Source organism: Janthinobacterium goodfellowi, assembly GCF_051380695.1.
Lineage (GTDB): Bacteria > Pseudomonadota > Gammaproteobacteria > Burkholderiales > Burkholderiaceae_D > Janthinobacterium.
This window is the reverse complement of record NZ_JBNYXN010000005.1, coordinates 196,707-220,211: the sequence shown is the minus strand read 5'-3', so window position 1 is coordinate 220,211 and position 23,505 is coordinate 196,707. Positions and strand designations below refer to the sequence as shown.

Below are 23,505 nucleotides of genomic sequence, written 5' to 3'. Positions count from 1 at the left end.
CCATGCGCCACATCCGCCTTGCCATCCTTCTCAGCCTCGCATGCGCGCCGTCCGGCGCCGGCGCGCAAAGCGCCGCCGCGCCGCCGGCCGCTGTCTCGGTGCCGGCCGCCGCCACGCCGCAACCTGGCCAGGTACTGGCCAGCGGCACGGTGCCGGACGAAGCGGCCAAGGCCGCGGTGCTGGTGCGCCTGCGCGAACTGTATGGCGCCGACAAGGTCGTCGACCAGATCGCCGTCGGCCAGGTGGCGCAGCCGGCAAACTGGAACGCCTATGTGCAAAAGCTGCTGACGGCGGACCTCAAGCAGATCCGCCGTGGCCAGCTGAAGATCGAAGGCAGCGTGGTCAGCGTGCGCGGCGAGGTGGCCAACGAGGCGCAGCGGCAAAAGATCGCCAGCGACTTCGCCACCAGCCTCAATCCCACGTACACGGTCAACAACGGCTTGCGCGTGTCCGCCTCCGAGCAGGGCATCCTCGACGGCGCGCTGGCCAACCGCACCATCGAATTCGAGAGCGGCAAGACCACGCTGACGCCGTCGGGCCGCGCCATCCTCGACGAAATGAGCACGGCGCTGCACAAGCTGGCGGGCCGCAAGGTCGACATCATCGGCCACACCGACAACCTGGGACTGCGTGCCAGCAACCAGAACCTGAGCCAGGCGCGCGCCGAGGCGGTCAAGACCTACCTGGCTGGCAAGGGCATCGACGGCGACCTGCTCAGCGCTTCCGGACAGGGCCCGGACCGTCCCATCGCCAGCAATGACAGCGCCGATGGCCGCGCGCGCAACCGCCGCATCGAATTTCGCATGGTCCAGTAAGGCCGCCACGCCGCCAGCAAGCTTTCCGTCCCACAGCCGAGAACACACATGATTTCAGCCGACCAGCTATTACTTCCCATCAGCGCCGAGCAGCCATGCGGCGTCGACCTGTCCTTCTCCACCGACTTCGACGCCATCGGCCAGGCGCGCAAGTTCGACGACCCCACGCTCGACCAGGGCGAATGGGTCACCGACCTGAAGGAGGCCGACTGGGCCTTCGTACTGCAGCGCTGCGCCGCCCTGCTGGGCGAGAAGAGCAAGGACTTGCGGCTCGGCGCCTGGCTGGCCGAAGCGAGCGCCAGACAAGACCATTTGCGCGGACTGGGCGAAGGCTATCGCCTGCTGGCGGGCCTGCTGCGCCAGTACTGGGACCTGGGCTTGTACCCGCAGCCCGATGGCGACGACCACGAGCAGCGCATCGGCAACCTGGGCTGGATCCTGGCGCGCACGCCGTCGCTCGTGCGCGCCATGGCGCTGACGGACAAGCAGTCGGGCGGCTGGTCGACGGTGGACTTCGAGACGGCGCGCAAGCGGGCCGCCGGCAACCAGGATGGCGTCAACGGCACGAAACTGGTGGATATGGAGGCGGCGCGGCGCGGCACGTCGGCACAGTTCCGCGCCGCATTTGCCGCCGACGCCCAGTTCTGCCTGGACGCGCTGGCCGAGCTGGAACAGGTCGCCGATATCCGCCTGGGCAAGGACAGCCCGGGCTTTTCCATGGCGCGCGAGGCGCTGCAAGCGATGCAGCTGGCCCTGCCTGCCGCGCCCGCGGCCGCCCCTGCCTCCAGCGCAGCCGCCGCGCCGATGCCGGCTGCCGGCCAGGCGGCGGGGGCCGCCGTGCCGGCGCCGCTGCCGGCGCCGCCCGGCGAGCTGCAGAGCCGCGCCCAGGCGCTGGCGCAGCTGCGCCAGGTGGCGCAGTACTTCCGCCAGACGGAGCCGCACAGCCCTGTCTCGTACTTCGCCGACAAGGCCGCCGACGCCGGCGAGCAGAACCTGCACGAATGGCTGCGCGGCGTGGTCAAGGACGGCGCCTCGCTGGCCCACATCGAGGAGCTGCTGGGCATCGCGCCCGGCAGCGGCCATTGAGCTGGTTGACGCTTGCCGGCGTGACGCCTATTTGATCGTATACCGGAACTGCCCCTGCTTGCCGGCGCTGGCCTTGATACGGCTGATGCCTTGCCCTTCCGCCATGCGTGCCAGCACGGCTTCGGCGATTTCCGGCAGCAGGCTGCCATTGAGGATATTGTCGACATTGCGCGCGCCCGAATCGACTTCGGTGCAGCGCGCCAGCACCGCCTCGACCAGCGCCTCGTCGTAGAGGAACTCGGCCTGGTGATTGGCGGCGATGCGGGCGGCGATCCGGCCCAGCTTCAGGCCGATGATACGGGCCAGCACGTCGTCACTGATCGGATAATAGGGAATCACCTTCAGGCGCCCCAGGAATGCGGGCTTGAAGACCTTCAGCAGTTGCGGGCGGATGGCCAGCTCCAGCTGCTCCGGCGTCGGCAGTTGCTCCGCCGGCAAGTTCAGGCACGCCTGCATCATGGTGGCCGACGCCACGTTCGAGGTCAGGATGATGATGGTATTTTTAAAATCGATCTCGCGTCCCTCGGCATCGTCCATCACGCCCTTGTCGAAGACCTGGAAGAACAGTTCCATGACATCGGGATGCGCCTTTTCCACCTCGTCGAGCAGCAGCACGCTGTACGGATTGCGGCGCACCGCCTCGGTCAGCACGCCGCCTTCACCGTAGCCGACATAGCCGGGCGGCGAACCCTTCAGCCCCGACACGCTGTGGGCTTCCTGGTATTCGCTCATGTTGATGGAAATGAGCTTGCGTTCGCCGCCATACAGCACGTCGGCCAGCGCCAGCGCCGTTTCCGTCTTGCCGATGCCGGACGGGCCGACGAACAGGAACACGCCCTTCGGCTTGTCCGGGTCGTCCAGGTTGGCGCGCGCCGTGCGCACGCGCTGCGCCACCGCCTCGATCGCGTGGGGCTGGCCCAGCACGCGCTCCTGCAGCAAATCCTTCAGCCGCAGCACCGTCTTGAGTTCATCCTTGACCATCTTGCCCAGCGGGATGCCGGTCCAGCCGGCGACGATTTCCGCCACCACGTGGCCATCGACCTGCACCGGCACGAGCGGCGTCTCGCCCTGCAGCGATGCGAGTTCGGCCTGCAGCGCCAGCAGCTCGCGCCCCTGGCCCGCGTCGGCCGGCGTGCCGGCCTCGAGCTGCCGGCGGATCGCCTGGATCTGTTCCGACAGCGCCTTTTCGCTGTCCCAGCGCGCGGCCAGTTGCGCGTGCTCCTGCGTGGCGGCGCCGCGTTCGGCATCGAGCCGCTGCAGCCGCGCGCCATGGCGCGCGCCGCCGCTCTCCTCGCGCGCCAGGGCCGAGGCTTCCGCATCGATGCGCTCGCGCCGGCGCGCCACGCTGTCGAGCAGGGCCGGCGTGGCGCTCTGCCCCAGCGCCACCCTGGCGCAGGCCGTATCGAGCACGCTGATGGCCTTGTCCGGCAGCTGGCGGCCCGCGATGTAGCGGTGTGACAGGCGCACGGCCTCGGTGATCGCCTCGTCGAAGATGCGCACCTTGAAATGCCGCTCCATCAGGGGCGCCATGCCGCGCAACATGGCGCACGCCAGCTCTTCGCTCGGCTCCTCGATCTTGACGACCTGGAAGCGGCGCGCCAGCGCGGCATCCTTTTCAAAATATTTTTTGTATTCGCCCCAGGTGGTGGCGGCGATCGTGCGCAGCTCGCCGCGCGCCAGCGCCGGTTTCAGCAGGTTGGCCGCATCGTTCTGGCCGGCGCTGCCGCCGGCGCCGATCATCGTGTGCGCCTCGTCGATGAAGAGGATGATGGCGTGCGCGCTCTTGCCCACTTCGGCGATGACGTTTTTCAAGCGGTTCTCGAACTCGCCCTTGACGCTGGCGCCGGCCTGCAGCAGGCCCATGTCCAAGGTGTGGATCTCCACGCCCTGCAGGATCTCGGGCACGTCGCCCTGCACGATGCGCAGCGCCAGGCCCTCGACCACGGCCGTCTTGCCGACACCGGCCTCGCCCGTCAGGATCGGGTTATTCTGGCGCCGCCGCATCAGGATGTCGATCGCCTGGCGGATTTCCATGTCGCGCCCGATCACGGGATCGACCTTGCCGGCCCGCGCGCGTGCCGTCAGGTTGACCGTGAACTGGTCCAGCGCCGGCGTTTTCGACGCCGCCGCCCCGCCGGCCAGCTCCCCCACGGGATCGCCGCCGGCATCGCCCGCCTCCTCCTGCCCCGCGGCCGCCTCGCCGGCTTCCTGCGAGCCCTCGGTCAGCTTGTCGAGCCCGTGCTTGATCTCGTCGAGCTTGAATTCGTGGAACAGCGCCGAGCCCCGGTAGGCCAGCTGCGCCAGTTCCGGCTCGGTCAGCAGCGCCTGCAGCAAATGGCCGCTGCGGATGCTCACCTGCCGCCCGGCCCGCAAATCGAGCGAGGCGATCAGCCAGGCATGCTCGAACAGCTTGGGCAGGCGCACGGAAAACACGGGCGTGCGCGCATTGCCCGTCTGCAGGCGCGCCACTTCGGCGCGCAAATCCGCTTCCAGCATGCTCACGCTGACGCCGCTCCTGCGGGCAATCAGCACGAAATCGCTGCGCGGCTGCTCCAGCAACGCGAGGAAGACGTGTTCCAGGTCGACTTCATACTGCCCCAGGCCGACGCAAAGGCTGGCCGCGCGCGTGGCGGCCGTGCGGCAGGTGTCGTTCAACTTGCTGATCAATGTTTTCAGGTTGATGCTCATGGGGCGGCGGTCCTTGTCGGGTGAGAGTGGGCGAAATCGATGCGGTGGCGCCCGCTCAAGCCAGCGCATGCAGTTCATAGCGGACATCGGCGCGGTCGCGCGCCTCGCCGCCGGTGATCAGGAAACTGTCCCAGCCCAGCCGCCCGCCGCTGCGCGGCTCCGCCAGCGCAATGCCCTGCACGTCGGCGGCGCGCAGCACCAGCTGCACCTCGTATTCCAGGCACAGGCCGGTGAACATGGCGAGCATCTTCTCGAGCGCGAGAGCGGCCGCGCCGCCAGGCAGGAAGGCGTCGAAATGGCAGCGGGCCAGCGGGCCGATGGTCAGGCGCAGGCGCAGGTCGCGCTGCCAGACGCGCGCGCCGACCATGGCGGTGGCGCCCAGCAAGGCGTTGCTGCCGCCCAGCGTGCTTTGCTGCTCGCGCGGCACGTCGTACCAGCAGCCGACAAACTGGCTGACGGCGATGCGCTGCCCGAAATACTCGGACAGCACCTGGCCGATCAGCACGGCCGACGGCGGCCGGTGGCGCATGGCGGCGGCAAAGTAGCCCACCGATTCGTCGAGCACGCCCGTGCCGTCCCCCGCCAGGCGCTGGCGCAGCGAGGCGTTGCCCAGTCCCGCCAGCGACAGCAGCAGCGGCAGGAACTGGTCCTTGCCGTCGAGCTGGTATTTGAGTTCCAGCCGGTACTTGCGCCACGCTTCATAGAACAGGGCCAGGGCGCGGTTCGAAAACGTGTCGAGGAAGGCGCGCGGCCCCTCGTCCTTTTCATACAGCTGGTGCGTGGCGATGCGTTCCGTATAGTGCAGCGGCAGCGCGCCGGCGACGCCGAGAAAGCCCATGAAGGCCGGCGTGACGCGCACGTATTTCAGCTGCCCGCTGCGCAGCGCCGCGCCCAGCGCGTCGGCGTCCGTGGCCAGTTCGCGCGGTTCGGACGCCAGCGCCTCGAGCTGGCTGGGGGCGAAGTCGAGCGAGATGGAATTCTGGAAGCGCAGGAAACTGGCCACCGCATCATCGTGCGGCAAGCCATTGCGCCTGAGCCACAGCTCCAGCATGCGTACCGCCTGAAAATACTGGAAGCGGCAAGGCTGGGCAAACAGGCGCTCGATTACACTAGGCTCGAATCGCCGCTGCGTGGTTTGCATCGCCACAGCTCCTCTCCTGATTTTTTTGCCAATATCACCAGCTGCGTGAAGCTGTTCGCATGCACATACAAGCCCAGAAAGCACTCGATCACATGCGCAAAGGCGTGGATGCCGCTGCCGACGAAGGCTTCTTCGTCTATCGTCAGCCGCACTTCGACGCCGCGCACCAGACAGGCGAAGGGATTGCCTGGCAGCCAGGCATTGACGGCCTGGTGGGCGATGGCGGTAATGCCGCGTATCTGCCGCTGCGACGTCGCCGAACGCGGCAAGTCGTACAGGGTCAACATTTCCTGGAACGCTTCCAGACCGCTGCCGGCCAGCGACAGGTGGTTCAGCGCCAGATGCGAAATCAAGCGCCAGTGGGCGCCCCGTCCCCGTTCGAAACGGTGCGACTCGCTGGGTTTGCGCAGCAGGCTGATGCTGCGCACGCTGGAGCCGCCTTCGAGGAACAGGTCGCCGCCGTGCAAGCCGTAGGTCAGCTGCGCCGGCAAGTCGCGGTTGGTGCAGCTCAGTTCCAGGCTGAGCGTATCCGTTTCCACCGCGGCCGGATCGAAATCGATGTCGACGATCGAGATCTGCGTCTCGTAGCCGGGACTCTTGCCGGCGATGATCTCGTCGCGCCGCATGACCCAGTAATGGCCATCCCTGGCCGGGGTTTCGCCATGGCGCAACGAATAGAATGGGCGGAATTCCACCACGGATTCGCCCTGCGGCGTCTGCCGCACCAGCTTGACCGAATCGATGGACTGCACCTCGAACGCATAGGCGCGGCGCGCATCGGCCAGCACGGGATAGCTGGCGGCCGTGTGCGTGAGGCGGATCGGTTCGCCGCGCTGGCGGAACAGGTTGACCACCGGCGTGCAGCCCAGCAGCAGGTTGTGCGTGCTCATCGTTCCCAGCAGGCGCGCCGTATTCGAATCGGTGCGCAGGCCGCTCAGCGCCAGGTGCAAAGTAATGCGGCGGCAGCCGGACGGCAGCGCGGCGCACAGCGCGCCGAGGTCGATGTCGAAGAAGTTGAATTTCTCGGGAAAGCAGAAATACTCGGTCAGCAGCCGGTAGGCCGGATGCGAGCGGGCGGAAAACGGGATCAGCGCATCGTCCTCGGCAAAGCCGGCGCTGCGCAGCGGAATGCCGTCGAGCGCGACCCAGCTGCCGCTGCCGTCCGCCTCGGCGTAGGCCTTCACGGTGCGCATGAACAGGGCGTCGCGCAGCGCCGCGCAAAACGAAGGCTGGCCGTCGATGAACACGCGCAGCGACGCCAGTCCCAGCTGGCCCAGCGCCAGCTGCGCGGCGCTCGACTCGATGGTGATGCGCACGCCCGAGGTGGCATTCGCCGGCAGCAGCACCTGTTCCGGCGCCTCGATGATGGCGGAAAACGCCGCCTGCGTGAGCGCCAGCGGCGCCACCGTCACGGGGTAGGCCGTGCGGAAGGTGCAGGCCACGCCTTTCACGGGGCGCGTCGTCAGCTCCGTGCCGCGGGCGATTTCCGCGGGCGCCGTCAGCTGCGCCGCCGCGGCGCCGTAATCCATGCGCGCGATCGAGCACGAGGGAAACGGCCGCAGATAATGCGGATACAGCACCTCGAACAGCGCTTCGGTGAATTCGGGATAATCGTCGTCGATGCGCTTCGAGATGCGCGAATTGAGCAGCGCGAAGGACTGGATCATGCGCTCGATGTGCGGGTCTTCGCACACCTCGCCGCCCATCAGCAGGCGCCCGGCGATCTTCGGGTAGCGCTCGGAAAACTCGCGCGAATAGCGGCGCAGGAAACCCAGTTCGCGCTCGTAATAGGGCAGCAATTCTTCCAAGGTCAGGCTCCCGTGGGCGCGGCGCGGCGCGCCTTGCTGATCGTGTAGTGCAGGCTGGACGGCTGCAGGATGGCGTCGAAGCTGACCGGTTCGTGCGCCGCATGCACCACCAGCAGCGCGCTGATGGCGAAATTGAGGCGGTTGATCGAGCCTTCCTCGATTTCCAGCGATGCGCGCACCTGGCGCAAGCGCGGCTCGTGGCGGGCGATGGCCTTTTCCAGGCACTGGCAGATATAGGCGCGGTCGTCCGTGCTCGACAGGCTAAGCCCGGCGAAATCGTTCAAGCCGTACGTGATGATCGACTTGCCGCACTCGGGAAAGGGTTTGAGCAGCGCCTCGGGCAGCACGGCGCGCGTGTTGAGCAGCGCCTCGAGATCGCGCGCCACGGTGTCTTTCAAGTCCTCGAGCGAGAGGCGCGAGACGGTGCCGCTGGAGGCGCCGTGCACGGGCGTATCCATCAGGCGGTCGAACAGGCCCGGCGTAAAACCTTTCATGGGCTTCCCGTTTCATGGGTGGCGTGGACACCGCTGCCGGCGGCCAGGAAAGCCAGCGGCGGCAGCGCGCCGCTGGCATACGCGGTCAGGGACGGTCAAGTACGGTCGGATTTGGTCAGGCCGTCTTGTTGGCCGACAGGTCCCAGCCGCCGGAGGTGTTACCGCCCGAACCGCCACCGACTTTTTGCTGGGTGTACTTCCACTTGACCTTGGAATACTTGAGCGCCAGGTCTTCACCGAGAATGTCGCCCGCGGCCACCGATGGCGCCACGCTGCTGATCATCACATTCTCCAGTTCGATTTCGAAGTACTTGATGCGCTCGCCCTGGCCGTCGGCGCGCAGGAACTCGAGCTTGGCTTTCGGGATGGTCTTGCCCGAGGAGCAAGTCTGCAGCAGCAAGGGACTGGCGAGATCGGCCATCTTGGCGATGACGATGTCCTTGTGCTCGGTACGTTCGGCAGTATGGCCGCCGCCCGTCGAGGCGGTCGCCGATTTGGGTTGCAGCACTTGCCACTGGACCGACTTGCATTCGATCCAATCTTTGTGGCTGTTATCCGTGGATTCGCCTTTGATGCCATCAATTTGCAAGTATACGTCGATTGCCATGTCATTCCTTTCAAGGGTGTAAAGAAAAATACATTACGATTTGGTCGACTGCGGAAGCTCCGCGACCAAACGGAGTGAAACGGACAATTCGTCCAGCTGGAAATGCGGACGCAAAAAGGACACGGCGCGGTACACGCCGGGCCGGCCCGGCACTTCCGCCACCTGCACCGAGGCTTCGCGCAGCGGAAACTGGGCTTTCTGTTCCTGGCTGGCGTTATCGTCGAGCAAGACGTACTGCGTCAGCCAGCGGTTGAGGAAATCTTCCACGTTGGAGGCGGCGGCAAAGCTGCCGATCTTGTCGCGCATCATGGCCTTCATGTAGTGGGCGATGCGCGACACGGCGAAGATGTATTGCAGCTGCGCCGACAGCACCGCGTTCGCATTGGCGGCGTCGGTATTGTATTTTTTCGCCTTCTGCGCCGACTGGGCGCCGAAAAACGCGGCATAGTCCGTGTTCTTGCAGTGCACGAGGGAGATGAAGCCCAGGTCGCTCAATTCCTTTTCGCGGCGGTCCGTGATGGCGATCTCGGTCGGGCATTTCAGCGCCACCTCGCCCTCGTCCGTCTTGAAGGTATGCGTCGGCAAGTCTTCCACCAGACCGCCCCCCTCCACGCCGCGGATCGCCGCGCACCAGCCGTAATCCTCGAAGGCGGCCGTCAGCTTGGTGCCGAACGCGTAGGCGGCATTGCACCACAGGTATTTCTGGTGATCGGTGCCGTCGACGTCCTCGACGAAATTGAAGCCGTCGACGGTGGCGCCATCGAGCGGATTGAACGGCAGCCGGCCCAGGAAGCGGGGCAAGGTCAGGCCCACGTAGCGCGCGTCTTCCGATTCGCGCAAGGATTTCCACTTCGCATACTCGACCGTGTCGAATACCTTGGCCAGGTCGCGCGGCTTGCCCAGGTCGCTATAGCTTTCCAGGCCAAACAGTTCCGGCGACGCGGACGAGATGAACGGCGCGTGCGCGGCGGCGGCCACATGCGACATCTGCTCGATGAAATACATGTCTTCCGGCTGGCGGCTGAATTCGAAGTCGCCCAGCAAGGTGCCGAACGGCGCCCCGCCAAAGGTGCCGAATTCCTCTTCGTAGACCTTCTTGAACATGGTCGACTGGTCGAACTCCAGCGCGCTCTGGAAATCCTTGACCAGTTCGCGCTTGGTCGCGTTCATCATCTTGATCTTCAGATTCGTGCCGGTGGCCGTGTTCTTCACCAGGTAATGCAGGCCCGTCCAGCTGCTTTCCAGCTTCTGGAATTCGGGCGCGTGCATGATGGCGCTGAGCTGCGCGGAAATGAGCTGGTCCAGTTCGGCCACGCGGGCATCGATGGTGGCGGCCAGGTTATTCGATACCACCACCGTGCCATCCATGACCTGGCTGACCAGTTCGGAAATGAGGTCCTTGGCACGGGCGTGTTCGACGCTGGACTTGGCCACCTTGCTCTGCTCGACGATCTGGTCGAGCAAGTCGATTTCGGCGGTGCCGGCAGCGCTCAATGCGGGGGTCAGTTGTGCGGACATATCAATCTTTCCTGACGTGGGAATGTTGTTCCAGCTGGGCCAGTTTTTCCGTGCTGTTGAGCACGTCATTCAGGATGTCTTCCAGCTTGTCGTTGCCGGCCAGCTTGTTGCGCAGGTCGGCCAGCTTGGTGCGCGCCTCGAGCAGCTTGCGCAGCGGCTCGACCTGCTCGACCACCGCTTCCGGGCGGAAATCGGCGATCGCGCGAAATTTCAGCTCGACGCCGAACTGGCCGCCATCGGCGCCCAGCGCATTAGGCACGCGGAAAGTGGCGCGCGGCTCGATGCCCTTCATCACCTCATCGAAATTATCGCGGTCGATATCGACGAACTTGCGGTCCTTCAGGCGCTTCTGCTCGAGTTCGGAATTGCCGCCGAAATCGCCCACCACGCCCACCACGAACGGCAGCTCCTTGTTTTCGATGGCGTCGCCGATCTCGACGTCATAGGTCATCTGCACGCGTGGCGGGCGTACCTTTTGCAAACGCTTCTGCACACTATCTTTCTTCGACATGACATCCCCTTCCAAAATGTTGGCAGCATCGGCGATGCGCCTGTTGAACTGCGGCGTACCTGTGCCTGGCTGGCTACTTCAGGGCATTGAATGGATTGGCGCTGCCTTCATCGGCAGTGCGCTTGCTTGGCTGCTTGCGGGACGTGCGCACGGGCGGCTTGTCCGGCGGCGGCACCAGCACGGTTTCGCCCAGGCTCTCGCGCAGCAGCTTGGCCAGGTCCTGCGATTCCGCGCGCAGCGGACCGGACAGGTTGTTCTGACGGCTCAGGTCGGCCAGCGCCCGCGTCGACAGGCGCAGTCCGCTGATGGCGATCACGCTGTTGGCCAGCTTGTCGGCAGGATCGCGCACCAGCACTTCCTGGGCATTGAGAATGGCTTCGCCATACTGGCCGGCATCGTAGCGGCTTTGCGCCATGCGCACCCAGGGCTGCTTGTCGGCGGGCGCAGCGGCGGCCGCTTCCTGCCACAGCGCCAGCGCCGCCGCCTTGTTGCCCGTATCCACCGCCTGCGTGGCCTTGGCCATCAGCTCTTCCAGCGTCGGCGGCGCCACGACGGGCGGCGCTTTGGCCACCGGTGCCGTACTGCAGGCGCCGAGGGCGACAGCACAGGCGATAACGGCAAGAGTGCGTAGCGAAACCGAACGTGTCATGTTGAGCTTTCCTTCAAAAAAGAGGACTGTTTTGACGATTGAAAAGTTGCTTTTTATAGTTGCTAATTGTTTATTTTTCGGAGCGTAACATGATTTGAAAATTCACTGCGTTCAATAGAAAATACGCGAAAACTCACACTACGAACGCTAAAAACGTACAGTACGCACCATTCCTCAAGATAATGTTAAGGTTCTTGCAGTTGCGAAAAAAGCACCAGGTTGCGCGATGCGAAGCATGATCTCAGTCGCTGCCGCGCGCCTCACTGTGTCTGGCATAGAGGGCAATCCATGAGCATGGCAAACAAATTGTTATGGGGCGAAGGGCTGTTCCTGCGGCCCCAGCATTTCCAGCAGCAAGACCAGTACCACGAACAGCGCCTGCACGAGAGCGTCAAGGCGCTGCACCCGTATGCGTGGGGGGTGAACCAGTTGCAGATCGACCGCGATGCGCTGGCCAACAACAGCTTGCGCCTGCTGGAACTGTCGCTGGTCTTCCAGGACGGCGAAATCTACAATGCGGCCGGAAGCGATGAACTGCCCGACGCGCTCGACCTGGGCAACTTGCCGTCGTCGCTGCAATCGGTGACCTTCCACGCCGCCTTGCCGGCGTTCAAGCCCTTCGGCGGCAACTTCGCCGCCAGCGGCCAGCCCAACAACGCGGCGCGCTACGCCCAGGCCAATCTCAGCACGCCGGACCTGTACACCCAGGCCGCGCAGGCCGAACTGACCTACCTGAAAAAAACCCTGCGCCTGGTCGCCGATTCCGAGCCGCGCGATTCCTACGTCAGCTTCCCCCTGCTGCGCCTGCGGCGCCTGTCGACGGGCGGCTTCGAGCAGGACCCCTCCTTCGTGCCCCCCAGCCTGTCCATCCGCAGCGCGCCCCTGCTGTTCCTGCAGCTGCGCCGCCTGATCGACGCGCTGCAGGCCAAGGTCAACGCGCTGTACGGCCATCACCGCGAGCCGAGCAAGAGCGTGATCGAATTCCGTTCCGGCGACATGTCCTCGTTCTGGCTGCTGCATACGGCCAGCGCGGCCTACGCCTCGCTCAGTCATTACTTCCATCATCCGGCGCTGCATCCGGAGCGGCTGTACGAACAGCTGCTGGCCCTGGCGGGCGGCTTGATGACCTTTTCAAGAAGCCATGCGCTGGCCGACCTGCCGCCGTACCGGCATGCCGATCCCGGACCGTCGTTCGCCCAGCTGCACGCCATGATCCGCGAATTGCTCGACACCGTGATCTCGTCGAAATACTTCGCCATCGCGCTGACGGAAACCAAGCCGTCCTACCATCACGGCAAGCTGGACTCGGAAAAGATCGATGCCAAGACGACGTTCTACCTGGGCGTGTCCGCCGACATGGCCGGCGTGGAACTGGTCGACGTGGTGCCGCTGCGCTTCAAGGTGGGCGCGCCGGACGACGTGGAAAAATTCGTCCTGTCCGCCCTGCCCGGGGTGCGCCTGCAGCATGCGCCGCAAGTGCCGGCCGCCGTGCCCGTGCGTCCCGACATGTTTTACTTCACCATCGACGCCAAGGGCCAGATGTACGAACGCATGCTGCAGGCACAGTCGCTGCTGGTCTATGTCCCTTCCGGCATGCGCGAACTGAAACTCGAACTTGTCGCCGTCACTTCCTGAGGTCCAACGATGCACGCCAGCGCTCCCCCTTCCCTGATGTCCGGCAGCCAGGCCGGCTATGCCTCCGGCATGGCTGCCGGTCCCGGCACCGAACACACCTTGATGGACTTGCTGTACGACGGGTTTTACGCCCTGTTCATGCTGAAGAACGGCAGCGGGCCGCAAGACAATGCCGATTTCATCAGCAAGATGACGCACTTCCTCGATGAATTCAGCCGCGGCGCGAAAAAACAGGGGGCGTCGGCGGACGATATCGACGCCGCAAAATATGCGTTCTGCGCGGCCGTCGATGAAATCATCCTGCGCTCGCCCTACGACATCCGCGACGCATGGGCGCGGCGGCCGTTGCAGCTGGTGCTGTTCGGCGACCAGCTGGCCGGCGAAAACTTCTTCATCCGTCTCGAAGCGCTGCGCGCGCGCGGCAGCGCCCACCTGCAGGCGCTCGAGGTATTCCATATGTGCCTGCTGCTGGGTTTCCAGGGCCGCTACATCATGGAAGGTCCGGAAAAACTCAACTATCTGACGGCGCGCCTGGGCGACGAAATCGCCCAGATGAAGGGCAAGAAAACCGGCTTCGCCCCGCATGCCGAGCGGCCCGACCAGATCATCCACAAGCTGCGCAACAACGTGCCGCCATGGGTGCTGTGTTCCGTGTTCGCCCTGATCTGCGCGCTGGGCTACCTGGGGCTGCGCACCATGCTGGCCAAACAGACGCAAGCGCAGATCAATGCCTACAACGACATCGTCAAGCTGGCGCCGCGCGTGGCTAACCTGAGCATTACCCTGCCGTGATGGACGGCGCACAACCAGCGCCCGCGGCAACGGGCCAGTTCGGCACAGGTCTGAGCCAGCATGCACGACTCATCACCCTGGCCACGGCCCAGCAGTCCGGACAGCCGGAATCGCTGATGGCGGAACAGTTCGAGGGCCGCGAAGCCGTCAATGAACTGTTCCGCTTCGAGGTCGATGCCCTGAGTACCGCGGCCAACCTGGACCTGGCGTCCTTCATCGGCGAGGAAATGACGCTTGGCCTGCTGCAGCCCGACGGCAGCCAGCGCGCCTGGCACGGCATCTGCACCGATTGCGCCTGGCTGGGCGCGGACGGCGGCGTGGCGCGCTACCGGCTGCGCCTCGAGCCGGCACTGGCCCTGCTGCGGCTGCGCCGCGACAGTTATATTTTTCAGGACAAGCATGCGCGCGACATCGTCACCGAGCTGCTGGCCGACTACCCGCAGCTGCGCTTCGAATTCGACGTCAGCCAGGTGCTGGCCACGCGCGCCATCTGCACCCAGTACCGCGAAAGCGACTTCGATTTCTTCGCGCGCCTGCTGGCCGCCGAAGGCCTGAGCTGGCGCTTCGAGCACGACCAGCCCGGCGGCGCGCAGGAAGGCGGCGATGGCCAGGCACAGGCCAGACACAAACTGGTGATCTTCGACAGCAAGGCCGCCGCGCCGCAGACCCCGGGTGGCGCCGAGATGCGCTTTCACGGCGTGCGCGCCACCGATACGGACGACGCCATCGACCGCTTCGGCGCGCGCCGCCAGGTGCAGTCGAATGCCGTCAGCATCAGCAGCTGGCATCCGGAGCAGGTGACGGCGCCCGCCGCCGAGCAGGTCTCCAGCCTGGCGGCCGGCCAGTTGCCGCAGCTGGCCGTGTATGACGGCGCCGGCGAGCGCCGGCATGCCGACCGCGCGGCAGCCGGGCCGCACAGCGAGCGCATGCTGCAAGCGCTGGAACTGGACAACAAGCAGTTCGACGGCGCCGGCGCCGTGCGCCGCCTGGCCGCCGGCCACGCCATGCGCCTGCTGCAGCACGAGCAGCATGCCGATGGCGCCAACGACTTCACCGTGCTGTGGGCCGAGCACCAGGCGCGCAACAATGCGGGACCGGCCGGCGCCAGCCTGGACGGCATGCTGTCGAAGCTGGCCAGGATGGCCGGCCTGGGCGGCGTGGCCGACCGGATCGCCGGCCAGATCGAGCCGGGCACCTACCGCAACCGCTTCGGCTGCGTGCGCGCCAGCGTGGCCATCGTGCCGCGCGCCACCGCCGCGCGCACGCCAGCCGTGGCGCTGGGGCCGCAGACGGCGCTGGTGGTGGGCCTGGCCGACAGCGTGGCCACCACGGGCCGCGACCACCAGGTGCGCATCCAGTTTGCCTGGCAGCGCGGCAGCGCCGCCAATCCGGGCGGCCTGGCGCACAACACCGACCAGCAGGGCAATGCGCCCGGCAACGAGGCGTCCGGCGCCTGGGTGCGCGTGGCCGAAGCGCTGGCCGGCCCGAACTGGGGTTCGCAATTCACGCCGCGCCTCGGCACGGAAGTGCTGGTCGACTTCATCGAAGGCGACATGGACCGCCCGCTGGTCGTCGCCCAGCTCTACACGGGCAGCGACGCGCCGCCGTATGCGGCCGGCGAGGATGCGGGCGTCAACCACGCGGGCGTCCTGTCAGGCATGCACAGCCACAATTTCGACGGCGCCGGCTACAACCAGTGGGTGCTCGACGACACCCGTGGCCAGCTGCGCACCCGGCTCGCTTCGAGCAGCGCCGCCACCGAGCTCAATCTGGGCTACCTGGTGCAGCAAGGCGCCAGCTCGGCGCAGCGGGGCCGCTACCGCGGCAGCGGCTTTGAATTGCGCACCGATGCCTGGGCCATGCTGCGCGCAGGCGAAGGCATGCTGATCTCGACCACGGCGCGCGCGCGCCTGGGTGCCGGCGTGGCGTCGAGCCAGCTCGACACCAAGGAAGCGCTGGCCCTGCTGCGCGGCGCCTGTGAACTGAGCAAGACGGTGGCAACGTCGGCAAGCCAGCAAAAAGCGCTCGTCAGCAAGGATGCGAACCAGGCGCAGCTGGACATGGCGGCGCAAATCGACCCGCAGCAGGACGGCAAGTACCAGGCCAGTGTGGGCGGCCAGGAAGCGAGCAAGGCGGGCAGCGGCACGCGCGAACCCGATACGGCGCAGCCCGTGGAACGCTACGCCCAGCCGCTCGTGCTGATGGAGTCGCCCACCAGCATCAACTGGGCCACGCCCGCGTCGACCGTGCTGTTCGCGGCCCAGCAGCTGCACTGGACGGCGCAGGCCGACCTGCACATGACGGCCGGCCAGACGGTCGCCTCGGTGGCGGCCAACGCGGCCACGCTGTTCAGCCAGGAAGGCGGCATCAAGGCCGTCGCCGGCAACGGCCCCGTCTCGCTCGAAGCGCATACCGACCAGCTGGAAATCCTCGCCGATCAAGCCGTCACGGTGATCTCCGTGAGCGACAGCATCGACATCAAGGCCAACCAGAAAATCGTCCTGCAGGCGGGACAATCGTCGATCACGCTCGAAGGCGGCGACATCACCTTCCGCTGCCCCGGGCATTTCACGGTCAAGGGCGGGCAGCACGTCTTCAACGGCGGCGCCAGTGCCGCCGCCGGCCTGCCGCCGTTGCCCGACAGCCGCTTGAAACTGTTCGACGAGGGCTTCGTGCTGAAAGACCGCGACACGGGCGAACTCATGGCGCGCCAGCCGTATCGCGTCAAGCGCGCCGACGGCACCATCGAAACGGGCATGACGGACGCCAGGGGCCTGACCCACATCGTGGCGGCCGCCGCCGTCGAGGCGCTGGTGATCGAGCTGCTCAAATCGCCGGGCCAGTTGCCCGAGGCGCCGGACAGCCCTGCCCCATCCCCTGCGCCTGCGCCCGGCCCGGACACGCGCGCCAAAGGGCCGGCGCCCGGCACGACGGCCAAGGCGCCGCCCAAACCCGAGCCGACATTCCGGGAAACGGGGACGTCCAGCACCAGCCCCGTCGACAATAAACAGCGCAAGGAAGTGCTGATCAAGCGGCCTGCCTGCTGGATCGCCGACTATGAAAAGGAGATCTCCGTCTCCAGCGTGCCGCGCTATAACAACACCTTTGGCGCCAACGGCGCGCCGCACAACTATTTCGACACCGTGCGCTACAAGATCTACGTGCCCGTCAAGTCGAACACCGGCATCATCGCCGAACTGCGCGTCAAGGTGATCACCGTGCTCGATCCGCCCGACCAGGCGCTGGAAGACCGCGAGCGGGGCACACCGCAGGCCGCAACGCGGGCCAAGCAGCGCGCCGCCGTCATCAAGTACGTCAAGGGCATCGCCACCACGGGCCTGGAAAGCCACTGGAACAATAAATTCCGGATGGAGATCAGCGACCCGGAATGCGGCACGCGCACGCTGCCCATCATCTACCGCGTCGTGTATGTGGAGAGCAACGAGCATTACCTGATGCAGATCCACAAGCGCTACGAGCGCGAGGGCGTGACGGGTACCGTGATCGACGTCTCCGCCTCGACCGATGGACAGACGCACGCGCATGAATTCGGTCACTGCTATGGCTTGCCGGACGAATACTCGTACGTGGCGGGCGACGACGAGACCGTCAAGTACAAAAAACCGGACGGCACCTGGGACGCGCCCGTGCCGTCGCTGTCGGATGACGAGGAACCGGAACCGGCCGCTGCCAACATCATGAATTCGGCCGGTTCCGTCATCATCCGCGACCGTCATGCCTGGCAGATCGCCATCGAAGTGCAGGAATTGCTGCGCACGAAAATAGGACGGAAAATCAAATGCGATATCATCCTGAACGGCTCCTAAGCGCGCTGCTTGCGCTGTCCATTCAACTCACAGGAAACGCCATGCCGAACGACGTTCTTTCCATCAGCGCCCACTGCCTCGACAATCCCGCCTGCATTTTCACGGGCAGCGACATGCGCATCGAGGTGGTCATCAAGAATACCGGCACGGCGGCGGTCGGGTATCCGCTCGAGTACATTCAGCAGCGCGGCCCCAACCTGCGCCTGATCGACAACGTGAGCGAACAAAGCCAGGTATTGAAGACGGGCCTGGCGAAGCACGCGCTCAAGCGTGACTTCACCCCCATCGGGCCGGGCCAGTCGGTGGCGCTGCACACCATCATCAAGCATACGGAGCTGCTGCTGTTTCGCAAGGAGTTCGTCGACGTGACGGCCGAAATCGGCGTCTCGGCCGGCATCCAGGTGGCGGGCAGCGAGGAAGCGCTGCCCTTCAAGGGCGGCGCCAGTCTGAAGATCATCGGCAAGGATACGCTGGAACGCGAAGCGCAGCGGCGATAAGACCGCTAGCGTACCTGTGCACCGGCATGCAGCCGGCGCCAGAATGGCGCGGCGGGCCAGCGCTGCTCCCAGCCGTAATACTGCTGGCGCAGCTGCAGGTACTGCGCATGGCGCTGCGCCACCGATTGCGCCACCGCCCCCAGGGTGGCGTGGCCGGCGATGGCACCGGCGGCGGCCATGCCGTCTGCCAGCGCCTTGACGATGCCTTGCGAGGTGACGGGGTCGCAGGCCGAGGCGGCGTCGCCGATGGCCAGCCAGCCGTCGCCATGCAGCTGGTCGAGGCAGTAGGACGGCGCGGGGAAACTCTGCACACCGCCCGCCAGCGGCAGCGTGCCGCAGGCCAGCGCGGCCGTGTTGGGCGCGGCCGCCAGCCATGCCAGCCAGTGCCCGGCATGCTGCAGGCGCCGCGCCTTGACCGTGGCCGCATCGCTGTAGAACGCCAGCAGCAAGGTGGCGTCGGGCAGATGGGCGCCATACCACCAGCCATGTTCGACGGCTTCCAGGTGCGTCAGGCCGGATCGGACAGCATCGGGCGCGGCGAAGCGCATGGCCAGGCAGACCAGCGGCAGCGTTTCCACCTTGCGGCTGCCCCGCTGGCGCGCAAAGACGGCGCGCGTGCCGCTGGCATCGACCACCAGGTCGGCATGGATGGCGGCCGGGCGCGGGTGCGCCGGATCGCCCAGCCTCAGTTCCAGGTCAAAGCCGCCGCCTTGCGCCGGGACCGACGCGGCCAGGCTGGCGCGCAGCAGCACTTCCGCCCCGCGCAAGCGCGCCTGCCGCGCCAGGAAGCCATTGAAACGGGAACGCTCCAGGTGCCAGCCGTGGCCCAGCGGATGCAGCAGCGCGTCGTTGTAGCCGCGCTTGTCGCTGCCCCACCAGGAACAGCTGCCATGGCAAGGCGCGTGCGCCTCGGCGAAGAAATCCTGCGCGATGCCCAGCGCCTGGAACAGACGGTTGGCTTCAGGCGGAATGCTCTCGCCGATGCGAAACGGCGCGTAGTCGCCCGCCTCGATCACGAGCACGTCCTGCACGCCATGCTGGGCCAGCGCCAGCGCGCAGGCGCAGCCGGCAGGGCCGCCGCCGACGATGACGACCCGGTAGCGCTGCCGCGATGGCCCTGCCGCGCCGGAACTATCCGTTACCGCCGCCATCAGGGCTTCGGCTTCGGCCGGTACACCTTGTCGATGGCCGTATTGCGCCAATACTCGACCAGATTGCTTTCGTCGCTGTCGAACAGGCTTTCCACTTCCAGGTAGTAATCCTTGCAGATGGCCTTCTCGCCAGCCTTGCGCGCAATCGCCGTGCTTTGCACGACCACGCCGATGCGATGCCAGTTCAGCAGAAACTGCGCGCGGTCCTGGTAGCGGCCCACATGCATGGCGGGCCGGTCGATTTCCGCATCTTCCGGAGTGCTCGACGGCACCTCATCGGCCCGCGTGCCCTTGCCCCGCACGGAGTAGCGCGGCGTCGTCAATTCGCCGCCGTTGGCGACGACGTCGTCGTACGTGTACACGGCCACGGGCCGCTGCGCCGGCCAGGAGGAATACAGCAAGGTGTTGTAGCCATTGCCCTTGATCGCCGTGGCCGCATCGATCGACTGCTGGTTATTGAGTACCTTGCCGCCGGGATTCGGATCGGGCAGATGCGTGGCGCACGAGTTGTAATCGGTATGCCACGGCAGGGCCATGAACTTCGACACGTCGCCGGGCTGCACCTCGCCGCCGCGCAGCGGCATATAGCCGGCGCCCAGGAAGGGCTGGTCCCTGACGGCGGCCCGGTAATCGAGAGGCTGTGCATTGATGCGGAACGGCCCGCCGGCATCATGGCGCCGCCACGCCTGCCGGTACAGGCCCGGGTCGCGCACGATAAAACCCATCTCGATGCCGGGGCTGTAGCGGCCGCCCAGGCAATTGAACAGGACGGTACGGTCGAGCGCTTCACCGGCGCCCAGCAGGAAATTGCCGCTGTCGGCCACATACCGGCCATGCGCCCACTGATCCATGAAAAAATACTGGGCCCGGGTCAGGGTCAGCAGGCTGCTGCCCGCATCGCCCAGCGACAGCGGCATTTGCGGCCGCAGCGACGGCGCGCCCGTCTGGTCGGGATGGCGGATGAAATTCATGATCGGGTAAGTCAAGCCTTCCGCCGTCATCTTGCCCAGCAAGTCGTGCTCCTTGATCGCCCTGGCCGGCAGGCTGGTCGTCCATCGCTGCAGCGAGGCCGCGCGCAGGATGGGCCGGACATCGGTGCTGAAATTGCTCCGGTAGCCCGTCTGGTAGGCGCCATCCGCATAGACGGCGGGCTGCAGCGCCAGCTTTTCCAGCCAGGTGCAATACAGGTCATCCCACAGCGTTACGACGTTCGCCGTTTGCGGCGCGTACGACGGGTCGCTCGATACCACCCAGGCGCTGCCCTCGACGCTGCGCGCCGTGCCATCGGCGAAGAGCAGCATGGCCGTGACGGGACCATCGGCCACGTCATCGAACCAGTTATCGTTGTTGACATTGTCGTGCAGGACGGCGGCGGCCGAATAATTGCCTTGCGCATCGAAGCCGCATGCCTTGCCATAGCCGCCCAGCACCAGCAGGCGGCCATTCCTTTCCGTCGTGATGGCGCCCAGCGAGGCGATGATGGCACCCGGTGCCTGGCCATCCGCGCCAGGTGGCCCGCCGCGGGGAAACGACACGGGATACGCGGGCAAGGGGTGCACGGCACCGCTGCCGGCGTCCGCGCAGGAAGGTTCGGTGGCCGCATCGAACTGCACCAGCGCCTGGCGTGATGCCTGCACCGTGCGCGGCCCCGCGTCGATGACCAGCAGTGTGCGGCGCCGCAGCTCATCGCCGACGAAGTCCTTGTTGCGCATGTCCGGCTGGCGGCCATGCTCGAAGGGCGCCACGCCTTCCCCGCCCTCCCAGCTATTGGCTTTCTTGTTGGCCAGATGCACGGTCCAGACGATGTCCTTGACGATCTTGCCATCGACCATGCTGCCGATGGCCACTTCGGCCGGCGCGCCCCGCCTGCCCAGCGGGTAGCTTTCCACGCCGTCCGCTGCGTCGAATGCATACTGGTAAATCCGGAAGCGGGCCGCCTGCCGCTTGAGCTTTCCGCTGGCGTCGCGCAACTCGGTGCTCGCGATGGTCGTGTCTTCCGTACCGGGCCGTATCGGCAAGCCTCCCGTGCCATCCTGGCCATCGAGCGGCATGCCGGCCAGGCTTTCCGGGCCCAGATAATATGCTTCGCTGTTGCCGACGCGGGCGATGCCGATGGCCGGGTGAATTCTCAAACCTGTGTATGCCATGCTGAACTCCTGATCATCAAGGGTGTCTGTGCCGGTTGGGCTAAGAGTCACGGCTGCATGCCGTCCCTGACCCACTGGTCGAAGATGTCGATGCCCTCCTGCGGCATCCTGCCGTCGGGCGGCATCGGGTGCGGCGCGGACATGACATACTGGCCTTCCCCTCCCCCCGGCTTGCGCAGGCGGTGGTGGGCGTCCACCAGCCATTTCTCGTTGCGGCTGTCATAGTCGTAACCGTGGATGGCCACCTGGATTTGCCAGGCAAACGCCTTCACGCTCGCATAGTCGTTCAGATACAGGCGCTGCACGCCCGTCGATGCGGGGTTCGACAGCTTGACCTTGTTCATGTCGGCCACATAGCGGGAAAACAGGCCCTGCACATCGCGCTTGAAGCTGGTCCGTTCGCTCATGGCTTGCTCTCCTCATACGTGGGTTCGGCAGGTTTGCGGCGGTCGACGACCTGGATCACGGGCGAGGAAAAATCGCCTTGCCGGATCAGGCCGCGGCCCTTGTCATTGGTGGTGATGGCGGCCGTGATGCGCCAGGCCTGCCCGTGTTTTTTGGGGACCAGGCTGTCGACGATGCCGGTGATGTCCGTTGCGATCACATACTTGTCATGCCGGTGGGCGCCGGACAAGGCCCAGTGGCTGGTGCTGGTGACCAGGTAGCGGTCGCGGAACGATTTGTCGCCGATGCGCGCGCTCACGTTGGCGGGATACAGGTAGATATCGGCCTGAAAACTGTAGTCCTCGTCGGCATGCGCGCGGTCCAGCAGCATATTGGCCCGCTTGTCCCTGGCCACCGGCCGCGCCGGGATGCTGTAGGCAGCCGTGACGGTGAGATCGGGCCTGGCGACCGCGCCATCGGCCGCATCGTCGCTGAGCAGGGCGGCGAACAGGCTTTTCTGGTTGTCGCCAAACACGAAGCCCGCCTGCTGGTGCCGGTCGATCAAGGCCTGGATATCCTTCTTGCGGGCAAACTCCCCGCCATACCGCGGCTGGAAGGCATAGCCCTGCCGGACGGTGTCGAAGTACAGCTCCGCCTGGCCCATGTTGGCCGTGTAGTCGCCCGAGTCGCCGCGCGGGTCGTCGCCGCTGCCGGCGCTCCAGCCGACGGGCCGGGGCAGGCTCGCGTCCTGTTCGCTGCGCATGAACGCCGTGCGCCCGCTGCCGCGTATGCCGGCGTCGCCATGCTCGTCGAGCCACTTCTCGAAACTGTAATCGAGGAAATTATGGAAGGCGTAGAACAGCGGATCGAGGCCGGCCGTGACGTTGTCGCCCATATTGCCGCCCATGTAGGTGGCGTGCATGTGATTATGGATCTTCGTCTCCAGGTTGCCGCCGCCCAGGCTGCCGTATTCGTCGCCGCCGAAATCGGCCCAATCCATGTAATAGATCTGGTAGGCCAGCAAATTGGGCGAGGCCGTGGCCAGCGAGCTGTCCAGCCCTTCCTTGTTGCGCGTGGCATCGTACAGCGGCGAATCGACGTCCTCGAACGCTTTCGGATAGCGCACGCCGCTGGGTTTGCGGGTGAAATTCCAGTACGGCAGCGCGACGTCGCGCGTGCTGGGCCCCCGTTCGCCGTGCGGGTCGGCTGCCTGCAGCGCCTGCTCATAAAAGTACAGCTGCGCCCGGTGCCATTGCAGGAAGGTGTTCTTCTGGTGCTCGCACTCGCCCGGGAATTCCTCGTGCGCGTTGTCCTCGGTCGCCACCTTGTCGAGAAAATAGGCAATGTCGCAGCTGTTGCGCGTCGGATCGCCCAGCAGCTGTTTCAGCCTGTCGCCGGGCAAGGCCGCCTGGCGGTCGTTGAAGACGTCGACGGAGGGGCAGTTATGCACCCAGGCTTGCCACAGGAAGCCGCGCCGGTCGTACACGTTTTCCTGGCTCTTGCGTTTCATCTCGCTCACCGCATGCTTGAAGGCGTCAAGCTCGGCCGGGGTCAGTTCATCGATATTCTTGCGGTAGCGCACGACGCGCGCGCCGCCCTGCTCTGCCTGGGCCGGCAATTCAAGATTGCAGCGGGCGACAGCCAGCTCGCCCGTGCCGGCGCCGGCATGGCCGCCGGCCAGCGCGCAGCCGGCCAGCAGGGAAAGGGTCAATGTTTTCATGCGTAACATGGGCAGATGCTCCAGAGGCAGGTTGG

General features: G+C 66.0%; 16 protein-coding genes, 1 tRNA gene and 2 pseudogenes. 6 read left to right on the top strand and 13 right to left on the bottom strand.

The features are described from left to right. Positions 1 to 2: 2 nt before the first annotated feature. Positions 3 to 815, top strand: a complete 813-nt coding sequence (locus ACQ4WQ_RS19910) for an OmpA family protein (RefSeq protein ID WP_326459065.1) — start codon at positions 3 to 5, stop codon at positions 813 to 815. A 48-nt stretch (positions 816 to 863) separates the two neighbouring features. Then, positions 864 to 1,901: a type VI secretion system protein TssA gene (tssA, locus tag ACQ4WQ_RS19905; RefSeq protein ID WP_436499403.1), complete on the top strand. Its 1,038-nt coding sequence runs from the start codon at positions 864 to 866 to the stop codon at positions 1,899 to 1,901. Between the two features lie 27 nt (positions 1,902 to 1,928). Here tssA and tssH read toward each other — a convergent pair whose 3' ends face one another. From tssH to ACQ4WQ_RS19865, 8 genes are all read right to left on the bottom strand, one after another. Continuing rightward, positions 1,929 to 4,589, bottom strand: coding sequence for a type VI secretion system ATPase TssH (gene tssH / locus ACQ4WQ_RS19900; protein WP_436499401.1), 2,661 nt, complete (start codon positions 4,587 to 4,589; stop codon positions 1,929 to 1,931). A gap of 55 nt (positions 4,590 to 4,644) precedes the next feature. Continuing rightward, entirely contained in the window at positions 4,645 to 5,730 is a 1,086-nt protein-coding gene (tssG, locus tag ACQ4WQ_RS19895; protein WP_436499399.1) for a type VI secretion system baseplate subunit TssG, read from the bottom strand. Further along, positions 5,694 to 7,538: a type VI secretion system baseplate subunit TssF gene (gene tssF, locus ACQ4WQ_RS19890; RefSeq protein WP_436499397.1), complete on the bottom strand. Its 1,845-nt coding sequence runs from the start codon at positions 7,536 to 7,538 to the stop codon at positions 5,694 to 5,696. Before tssF ends, tssG begins: the two co-directional genes overlap by 37 nt. 2 nt (positions 7,539 to 7,540) lie before the next feature. Further along, on the bottom strand, positions 7,541 to 8,032 hold the full coding sequence (gene tssE, locus ACQ4WQ_RS19885) for a type VI secretion system baseplate subunit TssE (protein WP_436499395.1): 492 nt from the start codon (positions 8,030 to 8,032) through the stop codon (positions 7,541 to 7,543). A 115-nt stretch (positions 8,033 to 8,147) separates the two neighbouring features. Next, positions 8,148 to 8,639: an Hcp family type VI secretion system effector gene (locus ACQ4WQ_RS19880; protein WP_035817450.1), complete on the bottom strand. Its 492-nt coding sequence runs from the start codon at positions 8,637 to 8,639 to the stop codon at positions 8,148 to 8,150. A gap of 33 nt (positions 8,640 to 8,672) precedes the next feature. After that, positions 8,673 to 10,157 carry a type VI secretion system contractile sheath large subunit gene (gene tssC, locus ACQ4WQ_RS19875; RefSeq protein ID WP_436499393.1) on the bottom strand — a complete coding sequence of 495 codons (1,485 nt, stop codon included), beginning with the start codon at positions 10,155 to 10,157 and terminating at the stop codon, positions 8,673 to 8,675. Position 10,158: 1 nt separating this feature from the next. Further along, the gene (tssB, locus tag ACQ4WQ_RS19870; RefSeq protein ID WP_436499391.1) at positions 10,159 to 10,668 is read right to left on the bottom strand and encodes a type VI secretion system contractile sheath small subunit; all 510 of its coding nucleotides are present in this window, start codon (positions 10,666 to 10,668) and stop codon (positions 10,159 to 10,161) included. A 73-nt stretch (positions 10,669 to 10,741) separates the two neighbouring features. After that, positions 10,742 to 11,317, bottom strand: a complete 576-nt coding sequence (locus ACQ4WQ_RS19865) for a hypothetical protein (RefSeq protein WP_326459057.1) — start codon at positions 11,315 to 11,317, stop codon at positions 10,742 to 10,744. 288 nt (positions 11,318 to 11,605) lie between these two features. Here ACQ4WQ_RS19865 and tssK point away from each other — a divergent pair, with 288 nt between their 5' ends. From tssK to ACQ4WQ_RS19845, 4 genes and pseudogenes are all read left to right on the top strand, one after another. Next, positions 11,606 to 12,952: a type VI secretion system baseplate subunit TssK gene (tssK, locus tag ACQ4WQ_RS19860; RefSeq protein WP_326459056.1), complete on the top strand. Its 1,347-nt coding sequence runs from the start codon at positions 11,606 to 11,608 to the stop codon at positions 12,950 to 12,952. Positions 12,953 to 12,961: 9 nt separating this feature from the next. After that, positions 12,962 to 13,744, top strand: a complete 783-nt coding sequence (icmH, locus tag ACQ4WQ_RS19855; RefSeq protein ID WP_326459055.1) for a type IVB secretion system protein IcmH/DotU — start codon at positions 12,962 to 12,964, stop codon at positions 13,742 to 13,744. Further along, positions 13,744 to 16,384, top strand: a pseudogene (locus ACQ4WQ_RS19850) (type VI secretion system Vgr family protein); the annotation flags it as partial. The gene icmH and the pseudogene ACQ4WQ_RS19850, both read left to right, overlap by 1 nt. Before the next feature lie 1,228 nt (positions 16,385 to 17,612). Continuing rightward, positions 17,613 to 18,068, top strand: coding sequence for a hypothetical protein (locus tag ACQ4WQ_RS19845; protein ID WP_436499388.1), 456 nt, complete (start codon positions 17,613 to 17,615; stop codon positions 18,066 to 18,068). 44 nt (positions 18,069 to 18,112) lie between these two features. Here the strand turns inward: ACQ4WQ_RS19845 and ACQ4WQ_RS19840 are convergent. From ACQ4WQ_RS19840 to ACQ4WQ_RS19820, 5 genes and pseudogenes are all read right to left on the bottom strand, one after another. Next, positions 18,113 to 18,208, bottom strand: a tRNA-OTHER gene (locus tag ACQ4WQ_RS19840). 69 nt (positions 18,209 to 18,277) lie between these two features. Beyond that, positions 18,278 to 19,219: pseudogene (locus ACQ4WQ_RS19835) on the bottom strand (NAD(P)/FAD-dependent oxidoreductase); the annotation flags it as partial. After that, positions 19,219 to 21,366: a LodA/GoxA family CTQ-dependent oxidase gene (locus tag ACQ4WQ_RS19830; RefSeq protein ID WP_436499386.1), complete on the bottom strand. Its 2,148-nt coding sequence runs from the start codon at positions 21,364 to 21,366 to the stop codon at positions 19,219 to 19,221. The pseudogene ACQ4WQ_RS19835 and the gene ACQ4WQ_RS19830, both read right to left, overlap by 1 nt. A gap of 47 nt (positions 21,367 to 21,413) precedes the next feature. Beyond that, positions 21,414 to 21,773 (bottom strand): hypothetical protein, encoded by a 360-nt coding sequence (locus ACQ4WQ_RS19825; RefSeq protein ID WP_436499384.1) that lies wholly within the window; start codon positions 21,771 to 21,773, stop codon positions 21,414 to 21,416. Next, on the bottom strand, positions 21,770 to 23,470 hold the full coding sequence (locus tag ACQ4WQ_RS19820; protein ID WP_436499382.1) for a tyrosinase family protein: 1,701 nt from the start codon (positions 23,468 to 23,470) through the stop codon (positions 21,770 to 21,772). Before ACQ4WQ_RS19820 ends, ACQ4WQ_RS19825 begins: the two co-directional genes overlap by 4 nt. Between the last annotated feature and the right edge of the window lie 35 nt (positions 23,471 to 23,505).